Source organism: Cohnella mopanensis, assembly GCF_022352055.1.
Taxonomy (GTDB): domain Bacteria; phylum Bacillota; class Bacilli; order Paenibacillales; family Paenibacillaceae; genus Cohnella; species Cohnella mopanensis.
The window spans coordinates 613,348-636,455 of the sequence record NZ_JAKRWM010000004.1 but is presented as its reverse complement, the minus strand read 5'-3'; the positions used below and the strand labels follow the sequence as shown (position 1 = coordinate 636,455).

At 50.6% G+C, this 23,108-nt stretch carries 15 protein-coding genes; 7 read left to right on the top strand and 8 right to left on the bottom strand.

Annotated features, from left to right (window positions below; translation table 11 throughout):
* Nucleotides 1-124 precede the first annotated feature (124 nt).
* From L3D05_RS10195 to L3D05_RS10185, 3 genes are all read right to left on the bottom strand, one after another.
* Nucleotides 125-2,644: a U32 family peptidase gene (locus L3D05_RS10195; protein ID WP_239615956.1), complete on the bottom strand. Its 2,520-nt coding sequence runs from the start codon at nt 2,642-2,644 to the stop codon at nt 125-127.
* A gap of 146 nt (nt 2,645-2,790) precedes the next feature.
* A complete protein-coding gene (locus tag L3D05_RS10190) occupies nt 2,791-4,737 on the bottom strand; it encodes a stalk domain-containing protein (RefSeq protein ID WP_239615923.1) in 1,947 nt (648 codons plus the stop codon).
* 46 nt (nt 4,738-4,783) lie between these two features.
* Nucleotides 4,784-5,836, bottom strand: coding sequence for a S1C family serine protease (locus L3D05_RS10185; RefSeq protein WP_239615922.1), 1,053 nt, complete (start codon nt 5,834-5,836; stop codon nt 4,784-4,786).
* A gap of 658 nt (nt 5,837-6,494) precedes the next feature.
* On the opposite strand from L3D05_RS10185, the gene L3D05_RS10175 reads away from it, so the two are divergent.
* From L3D05_RS10175 to L3D05_RS10165, 3 genes are all read left to right on the top strand, one after another.
* On the top strand, nt 6,495-8,114 hold the full coding sequence (locus L3D05_RS10175) for a nitrite/sulfite reductase (protein WP_239615920.1): 1,620 nt from the start codon (nt 6,495-6,497) through the stop codon (nt 8,112-8,114).
* Nucleotides 8,115-8,289: 175 nt separating this feature from the next.
* Nucleotides 8,290-8,439, top strand: coding sequence for a hypothetical protein (locus L3D05_RS10170; protein WP_239615919.1), 150 nt, complete (start codon nt 8,290-8,292; stop codon nt 8,437-8,439).
* A gap of 75 nt (nt 8,440-8,514) precedes the next feature.
* Nucleotides 8,515-9,057: a hypothetical protein gene (locus tag L3D05_RS10165; protein WP_239615918.1), complete on the top strand. Its 543-nt coding sequence runs from the start codon at nt 8,515-8,517 to the stop codon at nt 9,055-9,057.
* Between the two features lie 84 nt (nt 9,058-9,141).
* Here the strand turns inward: L3D05_RS10165 and L3D05_RS10160 are convergent, their stop codons facing one another.
* Nucleotides 9,142-10,086: a TolB family protein gene (locus L3D05_RS10160; protein ID WP_239615917.1), complete on the bottom strand. Its 945-nt coding sequence runs from the start codon at nt 10,084-10,086 to the stop codon at nt 9,142-9,144.
* A 3-nt stretch (nt 10,087-10,089) separates the two neighbouring features.
* A complete protein-coding gene (locus L3D05_RS10155) occupies nt 10,090-12,141 on the bottom strand; it encodes a LuxR C-terminal-related transcriptional regulator (protein ID WP_239615916.1) in 2,052 nt (683 codons plus the stop codon).
* A 128-nt stretch (nt 12,142-12,269) separates the two neighbouring features.
* Between L3D05_RS10155 and ilvB the strand changes: the two genes are divergently transcribed.
* Both ilvB and ilvN read left to right on the top strand, forming a co-directional pair.
* Complete coding sequence (ilvB, locus tag L3D05_RS10150) at nt 12,270-13,973, top strand: biosynthetic-type acetolactate synthase large subunit (RefSeq protein ID WP_239615915.1); 1,704 nt, start codon at nt 12,270-12,272, stop codon at nt 13,971-13,973.
* Nucleotides 13,970-14,452, top strand: a complete 483-nt coding sequence (gene ilvN, locus L3D05_RS10145) for an acetolactate synthase small subunit (RefSeq protein WP_239615914.1) — start codon at nt 13,970-13,972, stop codon at nt 14,450-14,452. The genes ilvB and ilvN overlap by 4 nt, the downstream gene beginning before the upstream one ends.
* A gap of 46 nt (nt 14,453-14,498) precedes the next feature.
* Here ilvN and uvrA read toward each other — a convergent pair whose 3' ends face one another.
* From uvrA to uvrB, 3 genes are all read right to left on the bottom strand, one after another.
* On the bottom strand, nt 14,499-17,357 hold the full coding sequence (gene uvrA / locus L3D05_RS10140) for an excinuclease ABC subunit UvrA (RefSeq protein WP_239615913.1): 2,859 nt from the start codon (nt 17,355-17,357) through the stop codon (nt 14,499-14,501).
* Between the two features lie 156 nt (nt 17,358-17,513).
* On the bottom strand, nt 17,514-18,497 hold the full coding sequence (locus L3D05_RS10135; protein ID WP_239615912.1) for a diaminopimelate dehydrogenase: 984 nt from the start codon (nt 18,495-18,497) through the stop codon (nt 17,514-17,516).
* 248 nt (nt 18,498-18,745) lie between these two features.
* Nucleotides 18,746-20,746: an excinuclease ABC subunit UvrB gene (gene uvrB / locus L3D05_RS10130; protein WP_239615911.1), complete on the bottom strand. Its 2,001-nt coding sequence runs from the start codon at nt 20,744-20,746 to the stop codon at nt 18,746-18,748.
* A 176-nt stretch (nt 20,747-20,922) separates the two neighbouring features.
* Between uvrB and L3D05_RS10125 the strand changes: the two genes are divergently transcribed.
* Complete coding sequence (locus tag L3D05_RS10125; protein WP_239615910.1) at nt 20,923-21,948, top strand: SPFH domain-containing protein; 1,026 nt, start codon at nt 20,923-20,925, stop codon at nt 21,946-21,948.
* A 12-nt stretch (nt 21,949-21,960) separates the two neighbouring features.
* Nucleotides 21,961-23,070 carry a TFIIB-type zinc ribbon-containing protein gene (locus L3D05_RS10120; RefSeq protein WP_239615909.1) on the top strand — a complete coding sequence of 370 codons (1,110 nt, stop codon included), beginning with the start codon at nt 21,961-21,963 and terminating at the stop codon, nt 23,068-23,070.
* Nucleotides 23,071-23,108: the final 38 nt, after the last annotated feature.

Genomic DNA, 23,108 nt, shown 5'->3' with positions numbered 1-23,108 from the left:
GTTGTGTTAGAAGGATGTAAATTATAGTGGCCACCTCAGCGCTCTCTAGCTGGCTTTTACCGAATACCATTCAGCAAAGCAAAAGCCCCGTTTCCTAATTATCAGGAGACGGGGCTTTCTCATTTTACTTCACCAATTGACCGCGAGTGACGCCAAGTTGGTTGGTCGCTTTAAGCTTCCGCCACACTTCGGTTCCACCGACTTTGCCGTCGATGGCTGCACGATAGAGGGCTAGCACCTCTCGCACCTTGTCGGCATTTTCCTCCAGGAACTCGACCCTGTAAGAGCGAACTCCCAGCTCCATGAACAGATCGAGGTACTCTGCACCCGATTGTTCGATCGCATTGTACACCGTGTTCCGACATCCTTCGTCTACACGTACGGGATGGGACATTCCGATCCGATCTTGTAGCGATGCTCGCTTCTCCTCGCATGGGCGACCGCAGTTCGTGAAATCCGTACCTTCGCTCATGAAGGTGCAATACACGCAATGCTCGGTATGGAACATTGGCATATGCTGGTGAATAACCATCTCCAACCGAGAGGTATCGGCACGGCGAAGCATATCGACCATCTGCTGAATGTTCAAATCATAAGAAGGCGTGACCCAATCGCAACCCGCTTCGCGGAAAAGATTAACGGTCTTATGGTTCGCCACGTTTAACGAGAAGTCCCCAATGATCAGCGGATGCTGCTCATTCGGCTTCTCCATCCGTTCCCTTAAATAATAGTAGAGAGCTCCGGTGTTACGGACGAGTACGGCATCCGGCTTCAAGTTCAGGATGTTGCGGTGATAGCCGTTCTCTCCAGGCATATGAATGCGCGGAGTAGCTAGGGCGATCCGTTTGCCTGCCTCGCGGCACACTTGAATGGCATCCGGGAATTGCTTAATGAATTCGAAGTCAGCGTAAATGAGAGAAACATCCGACTTCACGGCTGCTTTCACTTGCTCTAACGTCCTGCAGAGAACCGTCATCTCGACATCGCCAGGTTGAACGGAAACATCCTCCTCCGAAATGAAGGAATCCGCGAATTCATCTACTTGGCGCTTGATATACTTAGGCGGCTGCTCGCGCAAAATTTCCAACTGTTCCGCCGCTTCCCGGCGCATCCGGTTCAACTCGCGCATCGGAACGATAACTTCGCCCTTAAGCGCCACTTCTAATTGATCCAAATAATAAAGCGTGCCGCCCAGACGACCTAGCTGTTCATGCAACACTTCATGGCCTAACGGACGTTTCTCCGCGCGCTCCAACGGAATTTCCGATTCCACGGCAACTGTCGTCCCCTTGCCGATATCCGTCCAGATCGTGCGCATCGGCACCCCTTCTTGGCCGAATACCGATACCGCAAGCGGGAAAGTCCGATAAGGCTTCTCCGTCTCGAAGCTGCTGCGTAGCCGCTTATCCAGAGCAGGATCACTCGTTTTCCAAATCCGGTCTCCTTCATGGATACGGTTCAAATCCACGTCATTACGTCCCGGCACGATCTCGATACGCTCTCCCTCGGCCGCTTCGCCCTCCAGCTTTACTCCCGAGCTACGTACGTCATAGACGCGACCGCCCTCTTCCTTCTTCGTCGGATCGCCCGCATCGAAGACGATCCCATCTCCGCGCTTAAGAGGCGCTTCCAATCGGCAAATGACGGCGTCTCTTAAGATCTTCTCCACCGTACCCAAGTAGACCCCGCGGCTTTTCGGAAAAGTACCTTCCACGAGTTGTTTATTATTCGTGCCATCCAAGAAACCATGAGTGAAACCGCGAGAGAAGCTTTGTTGAAGCTCTCGCACCTCTTCCTTGGATGGATCGGACTCGTCTCCGGCGAAATATTTGTCGATCTCTTTGTTATATTTGCTAACCACATTCGCAACGTACTCGGGGCTCTTCAACCGTCCTTCGATCTTGAAGCTGGTCACTCCCGCTTCGATCAATTCCGGCACGATATCAATCGCGGCCAGATCCTTAGGAGAGAGCAAATAAGCGATATCCCCCATCGGCTGCTGCACGCCGTCTACCATTAGATCGTACGGCAAACGGCAAGCCTGGGCGCATTCTCCCCGATTCGCGGATCTGCCTCCCCACACCTCGGAAGTTAAACACTGCCCGGAATAAGAGACGCAAAGCGCCCCGTGAACGAACACTTCCATCGGCAGTTTCGCTTGCTCCCCGATTTTCTGAATTTGCTTCAGATTGTTTTCCCGGCCCAGAACGACCCGTTCTATCGCAAACGGCTTCGTGAATTCAACCGCCTCTCGAGAGGTGATCGTCATCTGCGTAGAGCCATGGATCGGAAAGTCGGGGGAAATTTCCCGAATCATCTTCACTAGCCCTAAATCCTGTACGATAACCGCATCCACGCCTGCATCTATACAAGCTTCAATCAGCTTACGGGCTTCCGGAAGCTCGTCCTCGAACACGAGGATATTAAAGGTAAGGAACCCTTTGACCCCGTACTTGTGCAAGAAAGCCATAATCTCGGGGAGCTCGTTCGTCTGAAAGTTGTGCGCGCGCGCCCGTGCGTTAAATTTCTCCACTCCGAAGAAAACCGCATTGGCCCCATTCGCCACCGCCGCCCGCATGCACTCCCAATCTCCCGCTGGTGCTAGCAATTCAATATCTTCACGCCGTAAGGCGTCCTTGTCCATCATCTGTGAAATACCCTCCAAACCGCGTATATACGCGGCACTCATCTCCTGCTAGTATACCAAAGTCCTCGCACAGGAGGAAAGAAAAGCGCAAAAAGCCCGCCAGGGACATTCATCCATAGCGGGCATCCTTCATGATCAATCAGTTATTGAGGCCTGTTAAACACGAACGAGTTCATAGCCTTTTCCAAGTTTTTAATATTATATTCGCTTCCGTTAGCGAGGTAATACGCTCCCCAGATCTGGTACACTTTACCGTCCTTCATGACAAAGTACGTAATCGTCCTGTGGGGTAACATCTCATCATTCGCCGTATCCTCGGTAATGACTCTTTTCGTAGTCTCCCCCGCGAACTGAACGACCGTATTCTCGACAATGCGCATTTTAGGCCGTTTGGATTGTTCCTGCTGGTAGTATTCGCTTACTCCCGCAGAAACCCCATCGAAGCTGTAGGTGTCATCCCATACCGCAATGCCGAAAAATCCGCCCGAGAAGCTATACTCTATCGACTCCTCGTCGAAGTTGATTTTCAATCCGTTCCAAGCCTGCGGTACAGTTACGCTGTATCGGTATTTGGCGCTCGTCTTCGTAACGGTTGCCGTGCGATCGACCATATCCTTATCGTCGGTAATCTCGCCGAAGTTTTTCTCCACCTTAGAGAATTCCACCTTGGTCGTACGCAAAACCGTCTCCAGCAAATTGCCGTACCGAGATGCCCCACTCGTCTCGTAAGCAACCTCCGTATAGTAGCGATATTCTCCTTGCATAGCGAATATTTCGTACTCTTCCCACCAATTCGACGTATCTAGCGAATACGAAAGCTTTAACGCTTTTGCCGGAATCCCGTTCCATGTCACGTCTTTCATTTCCAACTGCTTCCGGTACTCAGGGGCAAAGGTTTCTTCGAAGCGCGATTGTCTGCGTTTAACCCAAGCATCGAGAGTATCTCCCGCGACAACGGAGGTCACTTCCATGAACATATAGGCTTTATCGGAGTAGTACCATGGATACGAGGATTTATCATCGGTTTTCCACTCTTTCGGCAACTCGACGCTTAAACCGTAATCTTCGTCCTTAAACGTTTTGAAACCTTCGATAATCTGAGTCAAATCCTTGATCGTCTTGTCCGCACGGTTGAAATCAGTACGGAAACTATCCAACACGCCGGTATAACGTTCAAGTTCGGAAGAGGAGGACGCAGTCTTCCCGAAAACGACGATGTACAAATAATCATTCGCCTGAAAAGCCCGATACTCATAAAAGAATCCTTTTTTATCTTTCGAGATGATCTTCTCGTATGCTTTGCCTTTGTCTCCGATTACCGTCTTTTTGTCCACTACCTTCTCGGTTTCGCTAAAATAAGGGTAGATGGATCCGCGTTTTTCGTCCGCGGTAAGTTCGTTTTTCGCCTCTTCCACGAATACTCCCAAATAATACTCTTTTTTCACATCGCGGAAAACAAGGGAGTCGCCATCTTGAGATTGAGAGGTTTGGACCAGTCCGGTCGGGTAGTTCATGGACCAACCATAGTGGCTGTCTCCGATTTTCGATTTCCCCGCATCCGAGTCGATTGAGGCTTCGCCGTTAGTCGTTCCGCTGGTATTCGAACCCGCCTTAAGGGCAATGACAATCTCCTTCGTCGAGGCATCCTTGGACTGGTTCGCTTCGAAGGATTTCGCGATAACCGTAAGCGGAACCATCGTAACGCCCTGTTTGCTTGCGGGAGCTACGGCCAAAGCAGCTTGCTTCCCGTCGATCGTTGCAGATTTGCTCCCGATCGTTAAGACGATAACGTGTTTGAGATAGGTTAAGGTGATCACCTTATTGTCCTTTAACTTCACTTTTGCGCCGAATCCTTTCGGATTCGTGAATACGCTCAAAGGCACCATGACATTACCTTCCGACTGATACGGCGCTTGGATCTTGATTGCCTCGCCGTCGATTTTCATCTGGCCGCTTCCGACTTTCAATCGTATCTCCGCTTTAGCGCCGCTTTCTTCGGCGGAAACCGGAATTGCGCTCATCGCGAATAATAATGCCGCAATTAGAATCGCAAGCCAACGCTTGCTTTGGATCGATAACAACGATGACATGAATAAATACTCTCCTTAGATTCAACAGTTAATGAGCTAAAATGAATTAATGCGCTGAACTTTCCAATAAAACAAGCTTTCTAGTAACCAAATCCCCGTCCGACAAAAGAGTAATGCTTACCGTTTGACCGGGCAAATAGGACTTCAACAGCTCATTGAGTTCAACTTGAGTCGATACTTGCTTTCCGTTTAAAGAATAGAGTTGATCCCCGGTTTTAACTCCCGCGCGCGCAGCCTCACCGGACGGAGTTCCGATCACCGTCATCGGTTCCTCGGTAGGCAGCCCTACGACCGCCGACCAACTTTCCTCCAAATCCAAGCCCAAAGATGGACGTTTGACTTTACCATACTTATAGAAGTGACCGAGCACGTATTGAACGGTGTCGGCCGGTATCGCAAACCCCATGCTGTCGATATCGACGTCCACGAATTTCATCGAATTGATGCCAACGACTTCACCCTTCAAATTCACGAGCGGACCGCCGCTATTTCCCGGATTAATCGCCGCATCCGTCTGCAGCAAATTATAATCGGAAGATACCGATCGGTTCATTCCGCTTATGACTCCGACCGTTGCTGTATTGCGCAGGGAAAAGGACACCGGCGTGCCGATGGCGATGACCGACTCTCCAACCTGAACCTTCAGCGGAGAGGAAGCGAATACCGCCGGCTTTAGCCCTTTCGCATTGATTTTGACTAACGCCAGATCGCTCGTTACATCGATTTGCTTACGGGTACCCACGAACTCCTTGCCGTCCGACGTAACGACAACGATCTTGTCCATATCCTTGACGACGTGCGCATTCGTGACGATCCATCCGTCGCTCTTCACGATCACGCCCGTTCCGTGGGCGAGCGAGAACCGATTACTTGAATTTTCGTCGTTCGGCTTCCCAATTATAGCGACCACGGAAGGCGATACTCTCTTGATGACATCAGGGATAATCGAGGCTTTGACGTACACCTCTCCGTTGATCACTTTCGTATCGGTGTCCGTGTTCTTCCCTGCGGCATTTCCGTTTTCTATCGATACGGTTAATGCGAGTAATATTGCCAATGCGGCACATAGAACCAGATTTCTCCTTCTTAACCTTTTCAATTGTTTCTCTCCCAACATTTTCTAGTAACCAGATTAACTCTATCACAAACGAGGAATCCTGAGAATATGAATTATTGGGTTTATTTCCCTATATTCAACAACAAAAAAACGAGCCTCAGAACCGAAGTTCTAAAGCTCGTTTTATGTGGTGAATCGTTCAGCGTCCGACTACCAACCGCTAACCATTTTAAAATCCGCTGCCACAAAAATCAGAAGCGCTACTGTCGAAAATCCGATCGCCAGCATGTTTTTCCGAGGCCGTTGCAATAAGAGACGCACTAGCCCAATTCCAATAAGGACCGTGAATACGATCATAAAGATATCGAAGTGTGAGTATGTACTCTCAACAGCCTTCGTTGCTGTTTCGGCTAGAAACATAAAAGGGACCTCCTTTATCTGACCTGATAAACCCATCTTTTCCTATGTTAGCTTCTGAACGCCTTGGTTGCAAGTCCGAAGTTAATGCCGTAACAAGTTTGTCACACTTTCCCTCATCTTATTATAAGGAGAGGTTACAAGTAGTATCAGTAACTTTTATGATTCGTATTCCCATACTCTCATTGTCGCTTACCATAAACTATGGTACGATTTAAACACTATTCAAACAAAGGGTATCGGAATGGATTGATATTCCGATGAAGGGAGTCGCAACGATAAGATGGCTTATGAAGCGGTATGGATGGAACGCGATCCGTCCAAATTGAATAAATTCGAGTTCTATAAGATGGAGAAAGACGGTTTGGACATCATTCGCGACATCGTCGAGAAGTACTCCAAAGAGGGCTTCGCCTCGATCCCGCAAGAGGATTTCAACCTATTCAAATGGGCCGGCGTATACCAACAAAAACCGAACAACGGCCACTTCATGATGCGGATTCGCATTCCCGGCGGCGTATTAACAAGCGCGCAAGCTCGCGAGCTCGCTGCGATCGGACGCGACTACGGACGGAACCTGATCGACGTAACGACCCGCCAAGCGATTCAATACCATTGGCTTGAAATCGAGCAAATGCCCGACATCTTCAAACGCTTGGAATCCGTCGGCATGTCCGCTTTTGAAGCATGCGGAGACTGCCCTCGCACGATTGTAGGCAACCCGCTCGCCGGCATCGATCCTAATGAGCTATTCGACACGACTCCCGTAGTTGACGAATTCGAGAAGTTCTTCTTAGGCAATCGCGACTTCTCCAACTTGCCTCGGAAATATAAAATGTCCATTTCAACGAATATCTATAACAGCACGAACGCCGAAATTCAATGTTTAGCCTTTACCCCGGCTACCAAAGTCATCGACGGAGAAGAAGTATTAGGCTTCCACGTCATGGTCGGAGGAGGACTATCCGCTAAGCCTCACTTGGCGCGTCAAATGAATATGTTCGTAAGACCCGAAGAAGCGCTTAAAGTCGCTATCGGCGTCACGACATTGTTCCGCGACAATGGCTACCGGGAAAAACGCCATTATGCCCGCCTGAAATATCTCATCGCCGAATGGGGTGTCGAGAAATTCCAGGAAGAGCTTATTAAGCTGATCGGCGAAATGCCTTCCCTTGGCGATGATCGTACCATTGGATGGAACGCCGCCTACTTCGATGGCGTACACCCGCAGAATACGTCAGGCTTTAACTATGTCGGCCTTAACATTCCGGTCGGTAGAACGAATAGCGACGAGTTCGATACTTTAGCCGACCTAGCGGACAAATACGGCGACGGTACGATTCGTACGACTATCGCGCAGAACATTATGTTAACCGGCGTTGCGGACGACAAAGTAGAATCGTTACTGAAGGAGCCATTGCTTCAACGCCTGAATCCGAACCCGAACCTCTTCATGAGCCGTACGGTTTCGTGCACAGGTAACGAATTCTGTAACCTTGCGATCGTAGAAACGAAAGAATTCGCGCGTCGGGTCGCCCTTTACCTTGACGAGCATGTTCAATTGGACGAACCCGTACGCATTCACTTCATCGGTTGCCCGAACGGATGCGGACAGAAGCACGTTGCCGATATCGGCCTACAAGGCTCACTGGTAAAAACACCTGAAGGAATGGTGGATGCCTACGATATCGCGGTCGGAGGAACGCTCGGGCCTGGAGCCAAGTACAACACCGCTCTGAAAGGTCGCGTTAAAGCGGACAACGTCAACAACGTTCTGGAGCAGCTCATTAATTTCTACAAGGAATCCCGTCAATCCGGAGAATCCTTCCACCAATTCGTACAACGCGTCGGCATTGAGACGATGCAAGGCAAATTAACGGAAATTTTGTCCGTCGCATCTTAAGCGCCGTTCGCCATACTCGAAGATCTCCCGTTCGCGGGAGATCTTTTTTCGTTCCCATATGGAGTTAAACAGAAATCGTTGTTCCATACTAAAAGCGGATACTCGCAAAGCTTGTTGCTTGTTGCTTGTTGCTTGTTGCTTGTTGCAATACTCTACTCAGAAGGAGGAATCCCTCATGTACGAAGATCTGTACTCGCTAGCTATGCTTAAACCGGAGGAGGTCGAGGAGATCAAGGATTTAGAGCTACGGATGTCCGAAAGGACGGGCCAACGCATCAGCCTCGTAGCTTACCAAGCGGATATCGCGAGCGGCAAGCCCGATTAAAGTTCGTAACCAAAGAATGGAAGATGAATTTTCGTCCATACTAAGGGGGAATCCATTCATTGGGAGGAACCCACTGTGAAAAACAAACTGGTAACGATGATTTCGCTGATTGTGTTAACTCTCTCTATGCCTGCCTTTGTCGCCGCCGCGCCTCATGAGCACGAGCACCACCATTCCGGGCAGCCGCCTGTGCTGGACTGGAGCTCCTATCCCGCCGACATTCAAGCGCTTAAGTCTCAGCTTGATCAGATCCGAACGGAACAGAAGGGCTTATTCGAGCAAATGAGATCCCAAAGCGCTCAGATCAAAGATGCCCGTAAAACCCTGTCATCCGATCAACGCAACACGCTTAAGAAACCCGCCAAAATGCTTATCGAACAGATGAAGGTTACCCGCGATGCCATTCATGAATTGCGCAAACAAAAACATGAAGCTTGGGATAGCTTTCACGAACATGCTTCCGGCAAGCAATGGAGCTCCGCTAAAGAGGATCTTCAGAAAATCATCAAGCAAAAACAGCAAATTCTCGATAAGCAGCAATCTATCGTGAAGCTACAGAAGCAGTTGATCGTGCTGATCAACCCTTCTCACGAATCGCATATTCATATCGAAGATTAAAGAAAAAGACGAATCGTCCCGATATGGGCGATTCGTCTTTTTCGGTGCGGTCGATCCCCTTCCTCGCCTCTGTCTATTACCTACCTATTCAACATCCCAACCAAAACCTTCCGGTTTCGTATCATATGCAGGCAGTTTCGAGGGAGATACTTTCATAACCTTATCTAAATCCGTCTCGTATACAGCCCAACCATAATCGTACTGATCCAAGCCACTGCTGAACGCATAGGACACTAGAAGCCTCGTGCTATCTGGACTCCACTCGATGATTTGCAAATAGGGATCGAAGCGGTCGACCTTCTGCGGGTCCACATCGTAGCCATTAGCGGGATCGGCAATAATCGCTCCGATAATATCGGGTAAGATACGGTTGCCGGAATTCACATCGACTATTGCCAAGGCTCCCCAAATCCGTCCACCGTATTCGGCGCTAATCTTGTTTCCATCGGGAGAATAAGCAAGCTTCGTGATGCTTCCATCGAGCTTCGTTAGTCTTTCCGGTTTCCCGTCTTGCGCCACCCAGAGTTCTCCGTCGTTGAATTGGGATTCATGATAAAGGTGAAAAGCTATTTGATTATTTACGGGTGAATGGATGATACGATCATCTTCGAACGTTTCTTGAAGAATGGACTTCACGAACGTTGCGGCTTTCCGAACGTTATTTGATTCATCCTTAGTCAACTGTTCTAGGACATCCCTATCTTGCTGGTCTAGCTGAGAAGCGTATTTCAGGATTTTGTAAGCACAGAACCATCTGATGTCCGGATTGTCATGCTTTAAGCCGAGGCGAATATATTCCATTGGCGGCTCGGGATCTACGAAGGGCGACATCAGTAGGCCTTGCTTGCCGACTCCATCCCAATAATCGTTTACGCTCCCCACTCCAGCCGTGGATGTTTCTGTACCGACTTCCATTGAGGTTTCCGTTTCCGCTTGAGAGTGAGCTTGTTTGGTGCTTTCGGCTTTTGAACAGGAAGTCAGTAGAACGGCCCCGATAAGACAGGCAGCAACAAAGAAACGACGAGTCATTCATTAACCTCCTAAAATTTTACGAACCAGTTGCGTCCTATTCTTAAAGCCGTACTTGGATAACATCGTGTTAAGATGTTTTTTGACTGAGGCTTCGCTAATGTATAACGCCGCTGCGATTTCCGCGTTCGTCATCCCTTTGATTAGCTGATCGGCAACCTCCCTCTCTCTTGGCGTCAGCTCCGGAAGCTCATCCCCTGCCCTGAAAGAGGGTTGCCCTTCCTCCTCGCCGGTAGACAACTCGGGAATCATTTTACGCAAATACGAGGTGAGCTTGTGACTTCTAGTGTCGAGGACGAACGTAGATGCTAAGCGGTTATCGCCATACGCGTTGTGATCGCAGCCATTCGCTTTCTCGAAGCCTAGCCCTTCGCACGCATGATGGTAGTACTCCAGCGAAGGCGGGGATTGAATGACCAAACCTCCCGTTACGATTTTCTCGAACAAGGTATGAACAATGTCCGCGCGAAGCTGTTCATCCTCCAGATTCAGGACGTCGATTCCGTACACGAACCAGCCTGACGGGATCCCTTCCCCGACTCGAAGCTCTTGAAGCCGTGCATGACCCAAGCTTTGAAAATATACGCGCGATAGCGGATCCTCTGTAAGGAATTTCAATGTTTTCTCTTGAATAGGAACGATAGCGAATAACCCGACAACTTCACCGGTATGCGATCGGAGCAACTTCAACGCCTCAGCGTCGAGCCCCATCAGATCCTCTACATTCATGATCCTTAGTCGTTGCAAGCTTTGCTCGGAGGTCATCCCGAACCGGAAAATCGCGCTCGTCTCGGAATCCGAGCACCGGATCTTTAATGCCTTAGCATTTCTCTGCCTTAGTTGAATATAGGCATCGACTTCATGCCTGTTGCTAGCTTCGACGGGCTCCAGGTAATGGCTGGACTCCCTCGAATGACGTAGATGCGCCCTCAAGATGGGACTGGAAGAGAATCTCATCAACTGCGCGAACTCCCAGTCTCGTATGCGATGCACCGACAAGCCTTCTTCCACCAAACGCGCATAATGCCTAATAGCCCTGTCCCTGTAAGACGCGAACGTATCCGGCATTCTAACCTTAAAGGAGTTGCGCAAGGCTTCCCACACGATCTCCGTCAGCTGCCAACCGCTAGCTTGCCTCATCACGAAAGACAATCCAATCAACTTTTCGAACGTAATGGCAGACACTTCCCGGCCTGTAATTTCTCTTAATAAATCTTGATGAAAAGTTCTGGCAACTGAGCTTGCGTATAGAAGCTGACGAAGGTCCTCGTCTGGCGCCTCCGCCAGCCAATGATGGATCCTCTCGTCTAAGGGCTTCCAGCTTATTTCACAAGGGATGTCTACGGCTTCTACGGCTTCTACGGCTTCTGCGGCTCCAACGGCTCCCATAGGCAATAACAAAGAAAGCGATAACGGGTGCCCTAACGTCTTCAGCCAAATCGTATCGATCGCTTGTTCATCTTGAACACCCGATTCCAGTAAATAGGCGCGAACGTCCTCGTACGCCAGCTCCGACAGCGTTAATCTCACGATTAAGCTTTTCCAAGCGGGAGAATACCTCCAGGGGCCTTCCAACGGAAATCTACCGGCAATGACGATAAGGACTCTAGCATCTAGAAGCGGCAAGAACCGTTGCCTAAGCCAAAAGTCCAAGCTGCCGATTTCTTCATAACCGTCAATTAACAGTACGATTTTTTGTTTAGATGCTGAATCGTTAATCGCATTAACGCATGAATGTAACAGATCATCTTCACGATCGACTTCCCCCGCGCACCCCATATCGGACAGGATCATCCGGCAGAAGGAATCGCCGCTCCCCAGTAACTGGCGAACGTCGATGTACACCGTAACGACGCCAAGTTGACGGCCGATTCGTCCGTATTGATCCAGTAAATAGGTTTTGCCTATACCGGCCGTGCCGTGAATATTAAGGATTCGCTCGGGCCTCTCCGACATCCGCTCCACGAACTGCCGGAAATAATGTAACTCGAACTCGCGACCTACGAAATGATCATTCATGAGTTTAGCCATTCGTTGACCGATCGTTTCGCTCATGAGTTCACCCCGCTTATTCCCAATTTTATCAAAAAGTATACTATCAATGTAACCGAAAGGATAGCCTCAGATTAACGGACATTATGCTACCTTATGATCAGTTAGATCAGACGGGAGCTGAATTCAGGATGATAACAGAACTACCGATTAGCGGATCGGAAATTTTACTGCGAATGCTGCTACTGGAAGGAGTCGAATGCGTCTTCGGATATCCGGGAGGCTCCGTGCTCTATATCTATGACGCCATGCATGGCAATCCGGACTTCCGCCATATTCTGACCCGGCACGAACAAGGCGCGATACATGCTGCCGACGGTTATGCCAGATCGACCGGCAAGGTCGGAGTGTGCCTCGCGACTTCAGGTCCCGGAGCGACCAATCTCGTAACGGGAATAGCTACGGCGCATATGGATTCCGTACCACTGGTCGTCATTACAGGGAACGTCCCGACTGACTTGATCGGTACGGACAGTTTTCAAGAAGCCGATATCGTAGGGATAACACAGCCGATTACGAAGCACAACTTCTTCGTTCGTAACGTTGAGGATCTGGCTAGAACGATTCGCGAAGCATTCTATATCGCGCAATCGGGCCGCAAAGGCCCCGTGCTGGTGGATATTCCTAAAGACGTATCCGCCGCCGTAACGAAATTCTCCTATCCCGAGCAACTGCTTGTGCGGGATCTCACTCCTCGGGAACAAGTCGACACTCCTACGCAAATAGAATCCCTCTTAGCCGCTCTCCGCGCTTCGGAGAAACCTTTGATTCTTGCCGGCGGCGGAATCGTATACTCCGGCGCCTCTGATGCCCTAATTGAATTCGTTAAACGAACGGAGATTCCAATTGTTACTTCTCTCCTTGGCTTGGGGGGATACCCTAGCGAGGGGCCGCTGTGGTTAGGCATGCCCGGCATGCATGGCACTTACGCCGCCAATCAAGCGCTCATCCAGTGCGATTTGCTCCTCTCGATAGGCGCGAGGTTCGACGATCGCGTAACGATGAAGCTAGACCAGTTTGCTCCGCATGCCCGCATCGCCCACATTGATATTGATGCTGCGGAGATCGGAAAGCTCGTACCGACATCGATTGCCATCTGCGGGGATGCGAAAGATATTCTGTTGCGTATGAACCGTTTCTTAACCGATCCCTTACAGGTCAAGAGAAGTTGGGTCGACCATGTCATGGCGATGAAGAGAGAGTTCCCCCTTAGCTATGAAGACTCCGAAGAGGTTCTGAAGCCTCAATATGTCATTGAGATGATCTCTCGCACGACGAACGGAGAAGCGATCATCACGACGGACGTCGGCCAACACCAGATGTGGACTGCCCAGTATTACCGATTTAAGCATCCGCGATCCCTCATCACTTCCGGTGGGTTAGGGACGATGGGCTTCGGCTTTCCTTCCGCGATCGGGGCGCAAATCGGCAACCCCGGTAAAATCATCGTCTCGATTAACGGGGACGGCGGCATGCAGATGTGCGCCCAAGAATTAGCGATATGCGCCATTGATCGAATTCCGGTTAAGATCGTCATCCTCAATAATGAAACGCTAGGCATGATCAAACAATGGCAAGAGCTCATCTACGACAAACGTTATAGCCATATCGACTTGTCGGGAAGTCCGGATTTCGTCAAGCTCGCCAATGCCTACGGTGTACCTGCGGGGAGAGCAACAACTAAGGAGGAAGCGGAAAAACTGTGGCAGGAAGCGTTAAGTTCGCCCGGTCCGTTCTTGATCGATTTCGTCATCGCTAAGGATGAGCTCGTCTATCCGATGGTTCCTCAGGGTGCCGGATTACAAGAAATGATTGTAGGAGGAAAACCGCGATGATTTCCGCTAAACAGCATATTTCCGTGCTCGTCCGCAACGACCCGGGTGTTCTCCAGCGCGTGTCCGGTCTATTCTCTAGGCGTAGTTATAACATCGACAGTATCACCGTCGGCGTATCGGAGAAGGAAAACCTATCCCGAATGACGGTCGTAGCGAATGGAGACGACGATCAGATACGTCAATTGTGCAATCAATTACGCAAGCTGATCGACGTTATTCATGTGGAGCATCTCTCGAATAGGCCAGCCGTAGCGAGAGAGCTCCTGTTGGTCAAGCTGATCTCCGATCCGGCAACTAAGGCGGAAATGAACAGCATCGTTCAAACTTTCCGTTGCTCTATTATCGATGTAGGAATGCATTCGATTATCGTACAAGTGATCGGCGACAGGGAGAAAAACGATGCCTTCCTACAGCTTATTCGGCCATACGGCATCTTGGAGATTACGAGAACCGGGGAGACGGCGATGGCACGGGGATAAAGCAAAGGAGGATCGGGTGATTGATCTCACCCGATCCTCCTTTTATTTAAGCTTTCGCTAGCGCGGCTTCCGTCCGTGCCCGGTCTCTCTCCAATACAGGACCTAAATACTTGCCCGTATACGAGTTCTTGACCTTGGATACTTCCTCCGGCGTACCGGTAGCGACGATCGTCCCGCCGCCGCTTCCTCCCTCGGGGCCCAAGTCCACCAAGTAATCCGCCGTCTTAATGACATCCAGATTGTGCTCGATGACAAGTACGCTTTCCCCCGAGTCAACAAGACGATGCAGCACTTGCAGTAGACGATCGATGTCATCGACATGAAGACCTGTCGTCGGCTCGTCAAGAATGTAGAGCATCTTACCCGTGCTGCGACGATACAGTTCCGCTGCTAACTTCACCCGCTGGGCTTCCCCGCCGGAGAGCGTTGTCGCCGGTTGCCCCAGGTTCATATAGCCGAGACCGACATCCATGAGCGTCTGCATCTTCCGGTGAATTCGCGGGATGTTGACGAAGAATTCGGTTGCATCCTCGATCGTCATCTCTAACACTTCGGCGATACTTTTCCCTTTATATTTCACTTCCAAAGTTTCTCGGTTGTAGCGTTTCCCTTTGCAAATCTCGCAAGGTACGTATACGTCCGGCAAGAAATGCATCTCGATCTTAATAATTCCGTCGCCCTTGCAAGCTTCGCAACGTCCGCCTTTGACGTTAAAGCTGAAGCGACCCTTCTTATAACCGCGAACCTTGGATTCGTTCGTGATCGCATACACATCGCGGATATCGTCGAACACTCCCGTGTACGTAGCCGGGTTAGAACGCGGCGTTCGTCCGATCGGCGATTGATCGATATCGATAACTTTCTCCAGGTGCTCCAGCCCGTTTATTTCCTTATAAGCGCCAGGACGAGTCTTCGCTCTATTAAGATCCCGAGCAAGCGTCTTATACAGAATTTCGTTAACGAGCGTAGATTTGCCCGACCCCGAAACGCCGGTAACGGCGGTAAACACGCCTAACGGAAACTTTGCGTTCAAGTTTTTGAGGTTGTTTTCCTTGGCGCCTTTGATCTCGATCCAGTTGCCGTTCGGCTTGCGTCGCTCCTGAGGAACCGGGATAAACTTGCGCCCGCTTAAATAGGCGCCGGTTAACGACTTCTCGTCCGCCATCACTTGCTGCGGGGTTCCTTCCGAGATGACCTGGCCTCCATGAATACCGGCACCTGGTCCGATATCGATGATCCAGTCCGCCGCCATCATCGTATCTTCGTCATGCTCGACGACGATAAGCGTGTTTCCTAAATCGCGCATGTGGTTCAACGTCTGAATTAACCGATCGTTGTCCCGTTGATGGAGGCCTATGCTAGGTTCATCCAAGATATACAGAACGCCCATCAGACTAGAGCCAATCTGCGTGGCGAGCCTGATCCGTTGCGCCTCTCCGCCCGAGAGCGTACCCGCGGCGCGGGATAAGGTCAAATACTCCAAACCCACGTTAACGAGGAATCCGAGTCGATTGTTGATTTCCTTCAAGATCAGGCTCGCAATTGTGCGTTCCTTCTCGTTAAGCTCCAACGAGGAGAAAAATCTCTGGGCATCGCCGATCGACAACGAAGTCACATAGGCGATGTTCTCCTTGCCAATCGTAACCGCCAAAGACTCCTTCTTCAGGCGTTGTCCACGGCATTTGGCGCAAGGCTTAGCCCCCATATAGACTTCGATGAACTCGCGAATGCCTTCGGAGCCGGTTTCCCGGTAACGGCGCTCCAGATTATGAACGACACCTTCGAACGGTACCTGAGCGTCGCGCGTGTGGCCGAATTCGTTCTCGTAGCGGAAGCGAATCTTCTCGCCACCGGTACCATATAAGATGACTTGCATATGCTTGTCGGATAATTGGTCGACCGGAACGTCGGTCGGAATGCCGAAGTGGGCACACACGGCCGCAAGAAATTGTGGATAGTAGTTGGACGTACTGCCTGCCCAAGCTTCGAACGCGCCATCTTCTATGCTCTTAGAACGATCGGGAATGAGCAAATCGGGATCGATCACCATCTTCACGCCGAGTCCGTCGCATTCCGGACAAGCGCCGTAAGGCGAGTTAAACGAGAACATGCGCGGGGCAAGCTCATCTATGGAGAAACCGCACTCCGGACAAGCGAGATTCGAGTTGAACATAATCTCTTCTTTGTCGATGATATCGACAAGAATCTGGCCTCCCGAAAGCTTCAGGCCCGTCTCCAAGGAGTCGGCAAGCCGGGAAGCCACGTCTTCCTTCACGACGATACGGTCCACGACGACTTCGATCGAATGCTTCTTGTTCTTCTCCAGCTCGATACTTTCGGAGAGGTCTCGGATTTCGCCGTTCACGCGAACGCGCACGAATCCTTGCTTCTGAATATCCGCAAGTAGCTTAGAGTGTTCGCCTTTGCGGCCGGAGACGACCGGAGCGAGAATTTGCAGACGGGTTCGTTCCGGATACTCCATGATCCGATCGACCATCTGCTCTACTGTCTGGGAAGTAATCTCGAGCCCATGATCGGGACAATGAGGACGTCCGACGCGGGCAAACATCAAGCGCAAATAATCATAGATTTCCGTAACGGTACCTACTGTCGAACGCGGATTACGACTCGTCGTCTTCTGATCGATCGAAATCGCCGGCGAAAGCCCATCGATCGAATCCACGTCGGGTTTGTCCATCTGGCCAAGAAATTGGCGCGCGTAAGCGGACAAAGATTCCACGTAGCGACGTTGGCCTTCTGCATAGATGGTATCAAAAGCAAGCGAAGATTTGCCCGATCCCGATAGCCCGGTTAGAACAACGAATTTGTCACGCGGAATCGTGACGTCGATATTTTTCAAATTATGGGCGCGAGCGCCCTTGATTACGATTTTCTCGTTAGCCAAAACGAAAAAGCCCCTTTCGCGACAACGCGGGGGCCCTAACATTCATGCCAGCCGCAGTCGCACACAAAATAAGAATGTGTGTTCCCGTTCATTATACAGAAGTGCGGCTGGTCATGCAAATGATTTGTAAATTAAAGGAGATCGCCTAAATTACGATTACAGCAATTCTTTGCGGAGCTGCTCCGCCGATTTAGGGGACAACAAACCGTACGGTACGTCGAATACGGTTTTCGCGCCCTTCTGGCCCGATTGAGCCAAACGGTACGCCGCACGGGCATAAGCAACAAGCACGCTCGCCGTAAATTCCGGATTGCTATCCAGCTTCAGGCTGAATTCGATCAACTGCGTGTTGCCGTTATCTTGTCCGGTTTGTCCGCTGCGAATAACGTTTCCGCCATGCGGCATCTTGGAATGCTCCGCCCGAAGAACTTCCTCGGATACGAAGTGTACGACGGTCTCGTAATCCGCGAAATAGTTCGGCATGTTCTTGATTTCGTTCGCGACCGCATCGGCATCCGCGCCGTCTTTCAATACGACGTAGCATTCCCGTAGATGTTTCTCGCGAGTCGTTAATACAGGGTTGCTGCCGCTACGAACGCGTTCAACGGCTGCTTCATGCGGAATCGTGTACTGAATCCCGTTGCTTACGCCCTCTACGCGACGAATAGCATCGGAGTGGCCTTGGCTGACGCCTTTGCCCCAGAACGTGTATTCTTTGCCTTCCGGAAGTACGGCTTCCGCCAGCAAACGGTTCAAGGAGAACAATCCTGGATCCCAACCCGTCGAAATCACGCTAACATGGCCAGCCGATTGCGCCGCGTCATCCACTTTGTTGAAATATTCCGGTATAAGCGCATGCGTATCGAAGCTATCAACGGTATTAAAGTGTTTCGCTAATGCAGGACCTTGCTCCGGCAAGTCTTTAGCCGAACCGCCGCACAAAATCAGCACATCGATTTTACCTTTGTATTGCTCGATATTCGAAATGGATACCATCGGCGTTCCCGCTTCGATCGCTCCCGGATCGCGGCGCGTGAAGATCGCTTCAAGCTTCATGTCCGGATTTTGGCGAATGGCATGCTCAACGCCCCGTCCTAAATTACCATAACCAACTATACCTACTGTAATCGTTTTGCTCACTTGTATATTCCTCCTAGATAATATGCGGAATGATCGCCCTCATAATAAGTGCCACCGATAGCCGTCCATACTTTATAATTCCCGACATTTCGACACCCTAATTATTCTACATCAATCGAGAAGCCCGCAAAAGCACATTTTGTGAAAAAATTACAAATTTATTGATCATCTTTTTGTACTTTTTCGCCAGTTGCGCGCAAAAAAAACGGAGCGAATGAAACACCCCGTTTTTCTTGCCGAACCTTGCGTCACAGGCTTGCCTTCAACTCCAGCAGCGCATCGCGGAGCTCCGCGGCCCGCTCGAACTGCAAGCTCTTCGCCGCTTCCTTCATCTCGAACTCCAGTCGCTCGACCATCGACGCGCGTTCCTTCTTCGAAAGCTTGCTGAGATCTTCGGCCCCTGCCAAATAATTGTTCTTCGTCTCCACCGCTCTCGTCGCCTCTATAAGGTCCCGAACCTTCTTCACGATCGTCTGCGGCGTAATGCCGTGTTGCTCATTGTAAGCCGTCTGAATGGCCCGACGACGTTCGGTCTCGCCAATGGCTTTCGTCATCGAATCCGTCATTTTGTCGCCGTACATGATAACTCGGCCTCCCGCATTCCGCGCAGCCCGGCCGATCGTCTGAATGAGCGAACGTTCCGAACGAAGGAAGCCTTCCTTATCCGCATCCAAAATAGCGACCAACGATACCTCCGGTAAATCAAGGCCTTCCCTAAGCAGATTGATCCCTATGAGCACGTCGAACACCCCTAGGCGCAGATCCCGCAATATGGCCATCCGTTCCAATGTCTTGATGTCCGAATGAAGGTATCGTACTTTAATGCCGACTTCCTTCATGTAGTCGGTTAAGTCTTCGGACATTTTTTTCGTTAAAGTGGTCACGAGCACCCTTTCGTCCTTGGCGATTCGGTCGCGGATCTCGCCGAGCAGGTCGTCTATCTGCCCCTTAGTCGGGCGAAGCTCGATAATCGGATCCACCAATCCGGTCGGTCGAATAATTTGCTCGACTACCGTTGGGCAGTGCTCCAATTCATAAGGTCCCGGCGTCGCGGATACGAAGACGAGCTGTTTTGCTTTCTCCTCGAACTCCTCGAACTTAAGCGGTCGGTTATCCTTCGCGGAAGGCAACCGGAAGCCGTGGTCGACGAGCACGGATTTGCGTGCTTGGTCACCATTGTACATCGCCCGCACTTGAGGGAGCGTAACATGAGATTCATCTATTACGATCATATAATCATCGGGAAAGAAATCCATTAACGTATACGGAGTCGCTCCGCGTTCGCGGAACGTCATCGGACCCGAATAATTCTCGATGCCGGAACAGAAGCCCATCTCGGACATCATTTCCAGATCGTATCGGGTACGTTGTTCTAACCGTTGCGCCTCAAGAAGCTTCCCCGCTTCGCGAAGCTCTTCCAGCCTCTCTTCCAGTTCCCGTTCGATGTTGACGAGAGCCCGCTTCATTTTCTCTTCGCCCGTCACGAAGTGAGAGCCTGGGAAAATGACGACATGATCCCGTTGCCCGGTGATCTCGCCCGTTAGAACGTCGATTTCCGTAATCCGTTCGATCTCGTCCCCGAACATCTCCACGCGAATCGCCGAATCTCCCCGGGAAACCGGGAAAATCTCGATCACGTCCCCGCGTACGCGGAACGTTCCGCGCACGAAGTTCAAGTCGTTGCGCTCGTATTGTATATCGATTAATTTGTGAAGAATGGCGTTTCTCGATTTCTCCATCCCGACCCGTAAGCTCAGCCGCAAATCACGATACTCCTCCGGCGAACCGAGACCATAGATGCAGGATACGCTGGCTACGATAATGACGTCTCTTCTCTCGAATAACGAAGCCGTGGAGGAGTGCCGCATCTTATCGATCTCGTCGTTGATGCTGGAATCCTTCTCGATATAAGTATCCGTGGACGGGATATAAGCTTCCGGTTGGTAATAGTCATAGTAACTGACGAAGTACTCTACAGCGTTCTCGGGAAAAAACTCCTTGAATTCGCTGCATAGCTGCATCGCCAGCGTCTTGTTGTGCGCAATAATGAGTGTCGGTTTGTTGACTCTCGCGATCGTCTGGGCAATCGTATACGTCTTTCCCGTTCCCGTCGCCCCTAGCAAGGTCTGATGCCTCTTCCCTGCCGCAATTCCTTCCGCAAGCTGCCGAATGGCCTCCGGTTGGTCGCCGGAAGGCGAGAAATCAGACACCAGCTTAAAAGGCCTATGTTCCACTTCCGATACTTCCATCTCCGGTATCCCCTCGATAACAGAATGTGTGTTCCCATACAGTATAGCTTTTTCCGGTTTGCCCGTCAAAAATTCATCGCTCGGAAATCCATTATGCGAGAGGAATAACTTATTTTCTGATATGATATGGAAAAGGGCTTCCCCTTACTTAGGCGGCAGCAGAAGGAGAGCAGCACATGGGATTGTTTGATTTTATTAAGGGGCAATTTATCGAGGTTATCGAATGGCTGGATGATAAAGGCGATCTCGTGCATCGATTCCCCGCTTACGATAATGCGATCAAGATGGGTGCCAAGCTTATCGTGCGCGAATCGCAAACCGCGATCTTCGTGAACGAAGGCCAGATCGCCGACGTATTCGGTCCGGGAACCCACACGCTTAGCACGCAAAATCTACCGGTGCTGACCGCATTGAATTCTTGGAAATACGGCTTTAATTCGCCCTTCAAGTCCGACGTGTACTTCCTTAATATGACGAACTTCACGGATTTGAAATGGGGAACGACGAACCCGGTCATTATGCGGGATCCGGAATTCGGAATTATCCGTATGCGGGGCTTCGGCAATTACTCTTTCCGAATTAGCGATCCCGTCGTTTTCCTTAAAGATATATTCGGAACGAAACAAGAACTGACTACCGCAAGCATTACCGGATATCTTAAATCTTCCATCGTATCCGGCATCAGCGACATGATCGGAGAATCTAAAATTCCGGTAGCCGATTTATCCAGCTCTTACGTTGAGTTAAGCTCTCTCGCCGTCACTCGATTACAGCCGCAATTCTCTGCCATCGGGTTAACTTTAACGAGCGTAACGATCGAGAATATTTCGCTTCCGGAGGAAGTCGAGAAGATGATCGATCGCAAATCCTCGATGAACATCGCGGGCAACCTCGATCAATATATGAAATACCAAACGGCGGAGGCCATTCGGGAAGCTGCCAATCAACCGGAAGGCGGAGTAGCCGGCACGGGTGCCGGACTAGGCGCCGGTATGGCCATGGGACAGATGATGGGACAGATGATGAACCAGATGACAGGTCGTAACGCTGAACCCCAGTCCAATCCAACTCCTCAGCCACAATCGGCACCGCAACCCCCTTCAGCCCAGCCGCCATCGGGAAGCAAGAAATTTTGTTCCGAATGCGGCAGCAAACTGAATGAGAACGCCAAATTCTGCTCCGAATGCGGAAGCAAAACCTAGACGGAGGCTTACATGAACAGCCCAACAGCGGCCATTCGTTTTCCTTGCGCAAGCTGCGCGGGACCCATGGTGTTCGATACGGAAAGCCAGAACTTGAAATGCCAATATTGCGGTGCGGAGCAAACGATCGATACCGTCATAGAGCCACCCAAAGAGCATCCCTTCGACAGCGATGACGAAGATCTGGATAGCTTACTGGATTGGGGAACGGAGCAGCAAGCCGTCCATTGCGAAACTTGCGGCGGGGAAACGTTGATCCCTGCGGGCCAGACCACATCCGAATGCGTTTTCTGCGGTTCCCAGAAGGTGCTTCTCCAAGACGACTCGCGAAGTATCCGACCGGAATCCATCATTCCGTTCCAAATATCGCGAGACGAAGCGCTGCTTTCCTTCTCGGCTTGGAAGAAAAAGCGCTGGTTTCTGCCTAACGCCTTCAAGAAGCAGAATGTGAGCTCGCAGTTGAACAGCATCTATATCCCTTACTGGACCTATGATACGGAAACCTATTCCGTCTATTCCGCCGAGGTGGGCATTTATCATTATCGTACGGTGACCCGCACTAGAGTGGTCAATGGCAAAACGGAAACCTACACCGCCACCGAACGCTATACGGTATGGCATTCTACTCATGGCGATTACGATCGCAGCTTCGATGATATACTGATCCCGGCTTCCGGACATTACGATTCGAACTTGCTGGAGAAGCTGGGGGATTTCCATCTCAACGATCTCCACGTTTACCGTCCCGAATATTTAAGCGGATATATTTCCGAAAGGTACTCCGTTTCCCGCGAACAAGGCTGGAAAGAAGCACGGCACGTGGCCGACGGCCACATCGAGACGGAGATCAAACGGATTATCGGCGGTGATGAAATCCGCAACTTGAACATCCGTTCCACTTATGACGACATTACTTATAAGCACTTATTGCTTCCGGTATGGAACGCTAATTATTCTTATAAATCCAAGCCCTACTACTACATGGTTAACGGGCAGACCGGTACCGTTTCCGGCCACGTTCCTCGCAGCGCGATCAAGATTACTCTGTTCACGCTAGCTTGTCTCGGAATCGCGGGCGCAATTGCTTACTTTATTATGATCCAGCAGCAGGTTCAGCAATGAATTTGCTGTAAGGGCGGTGAGGCCAACAGGCCTTACCG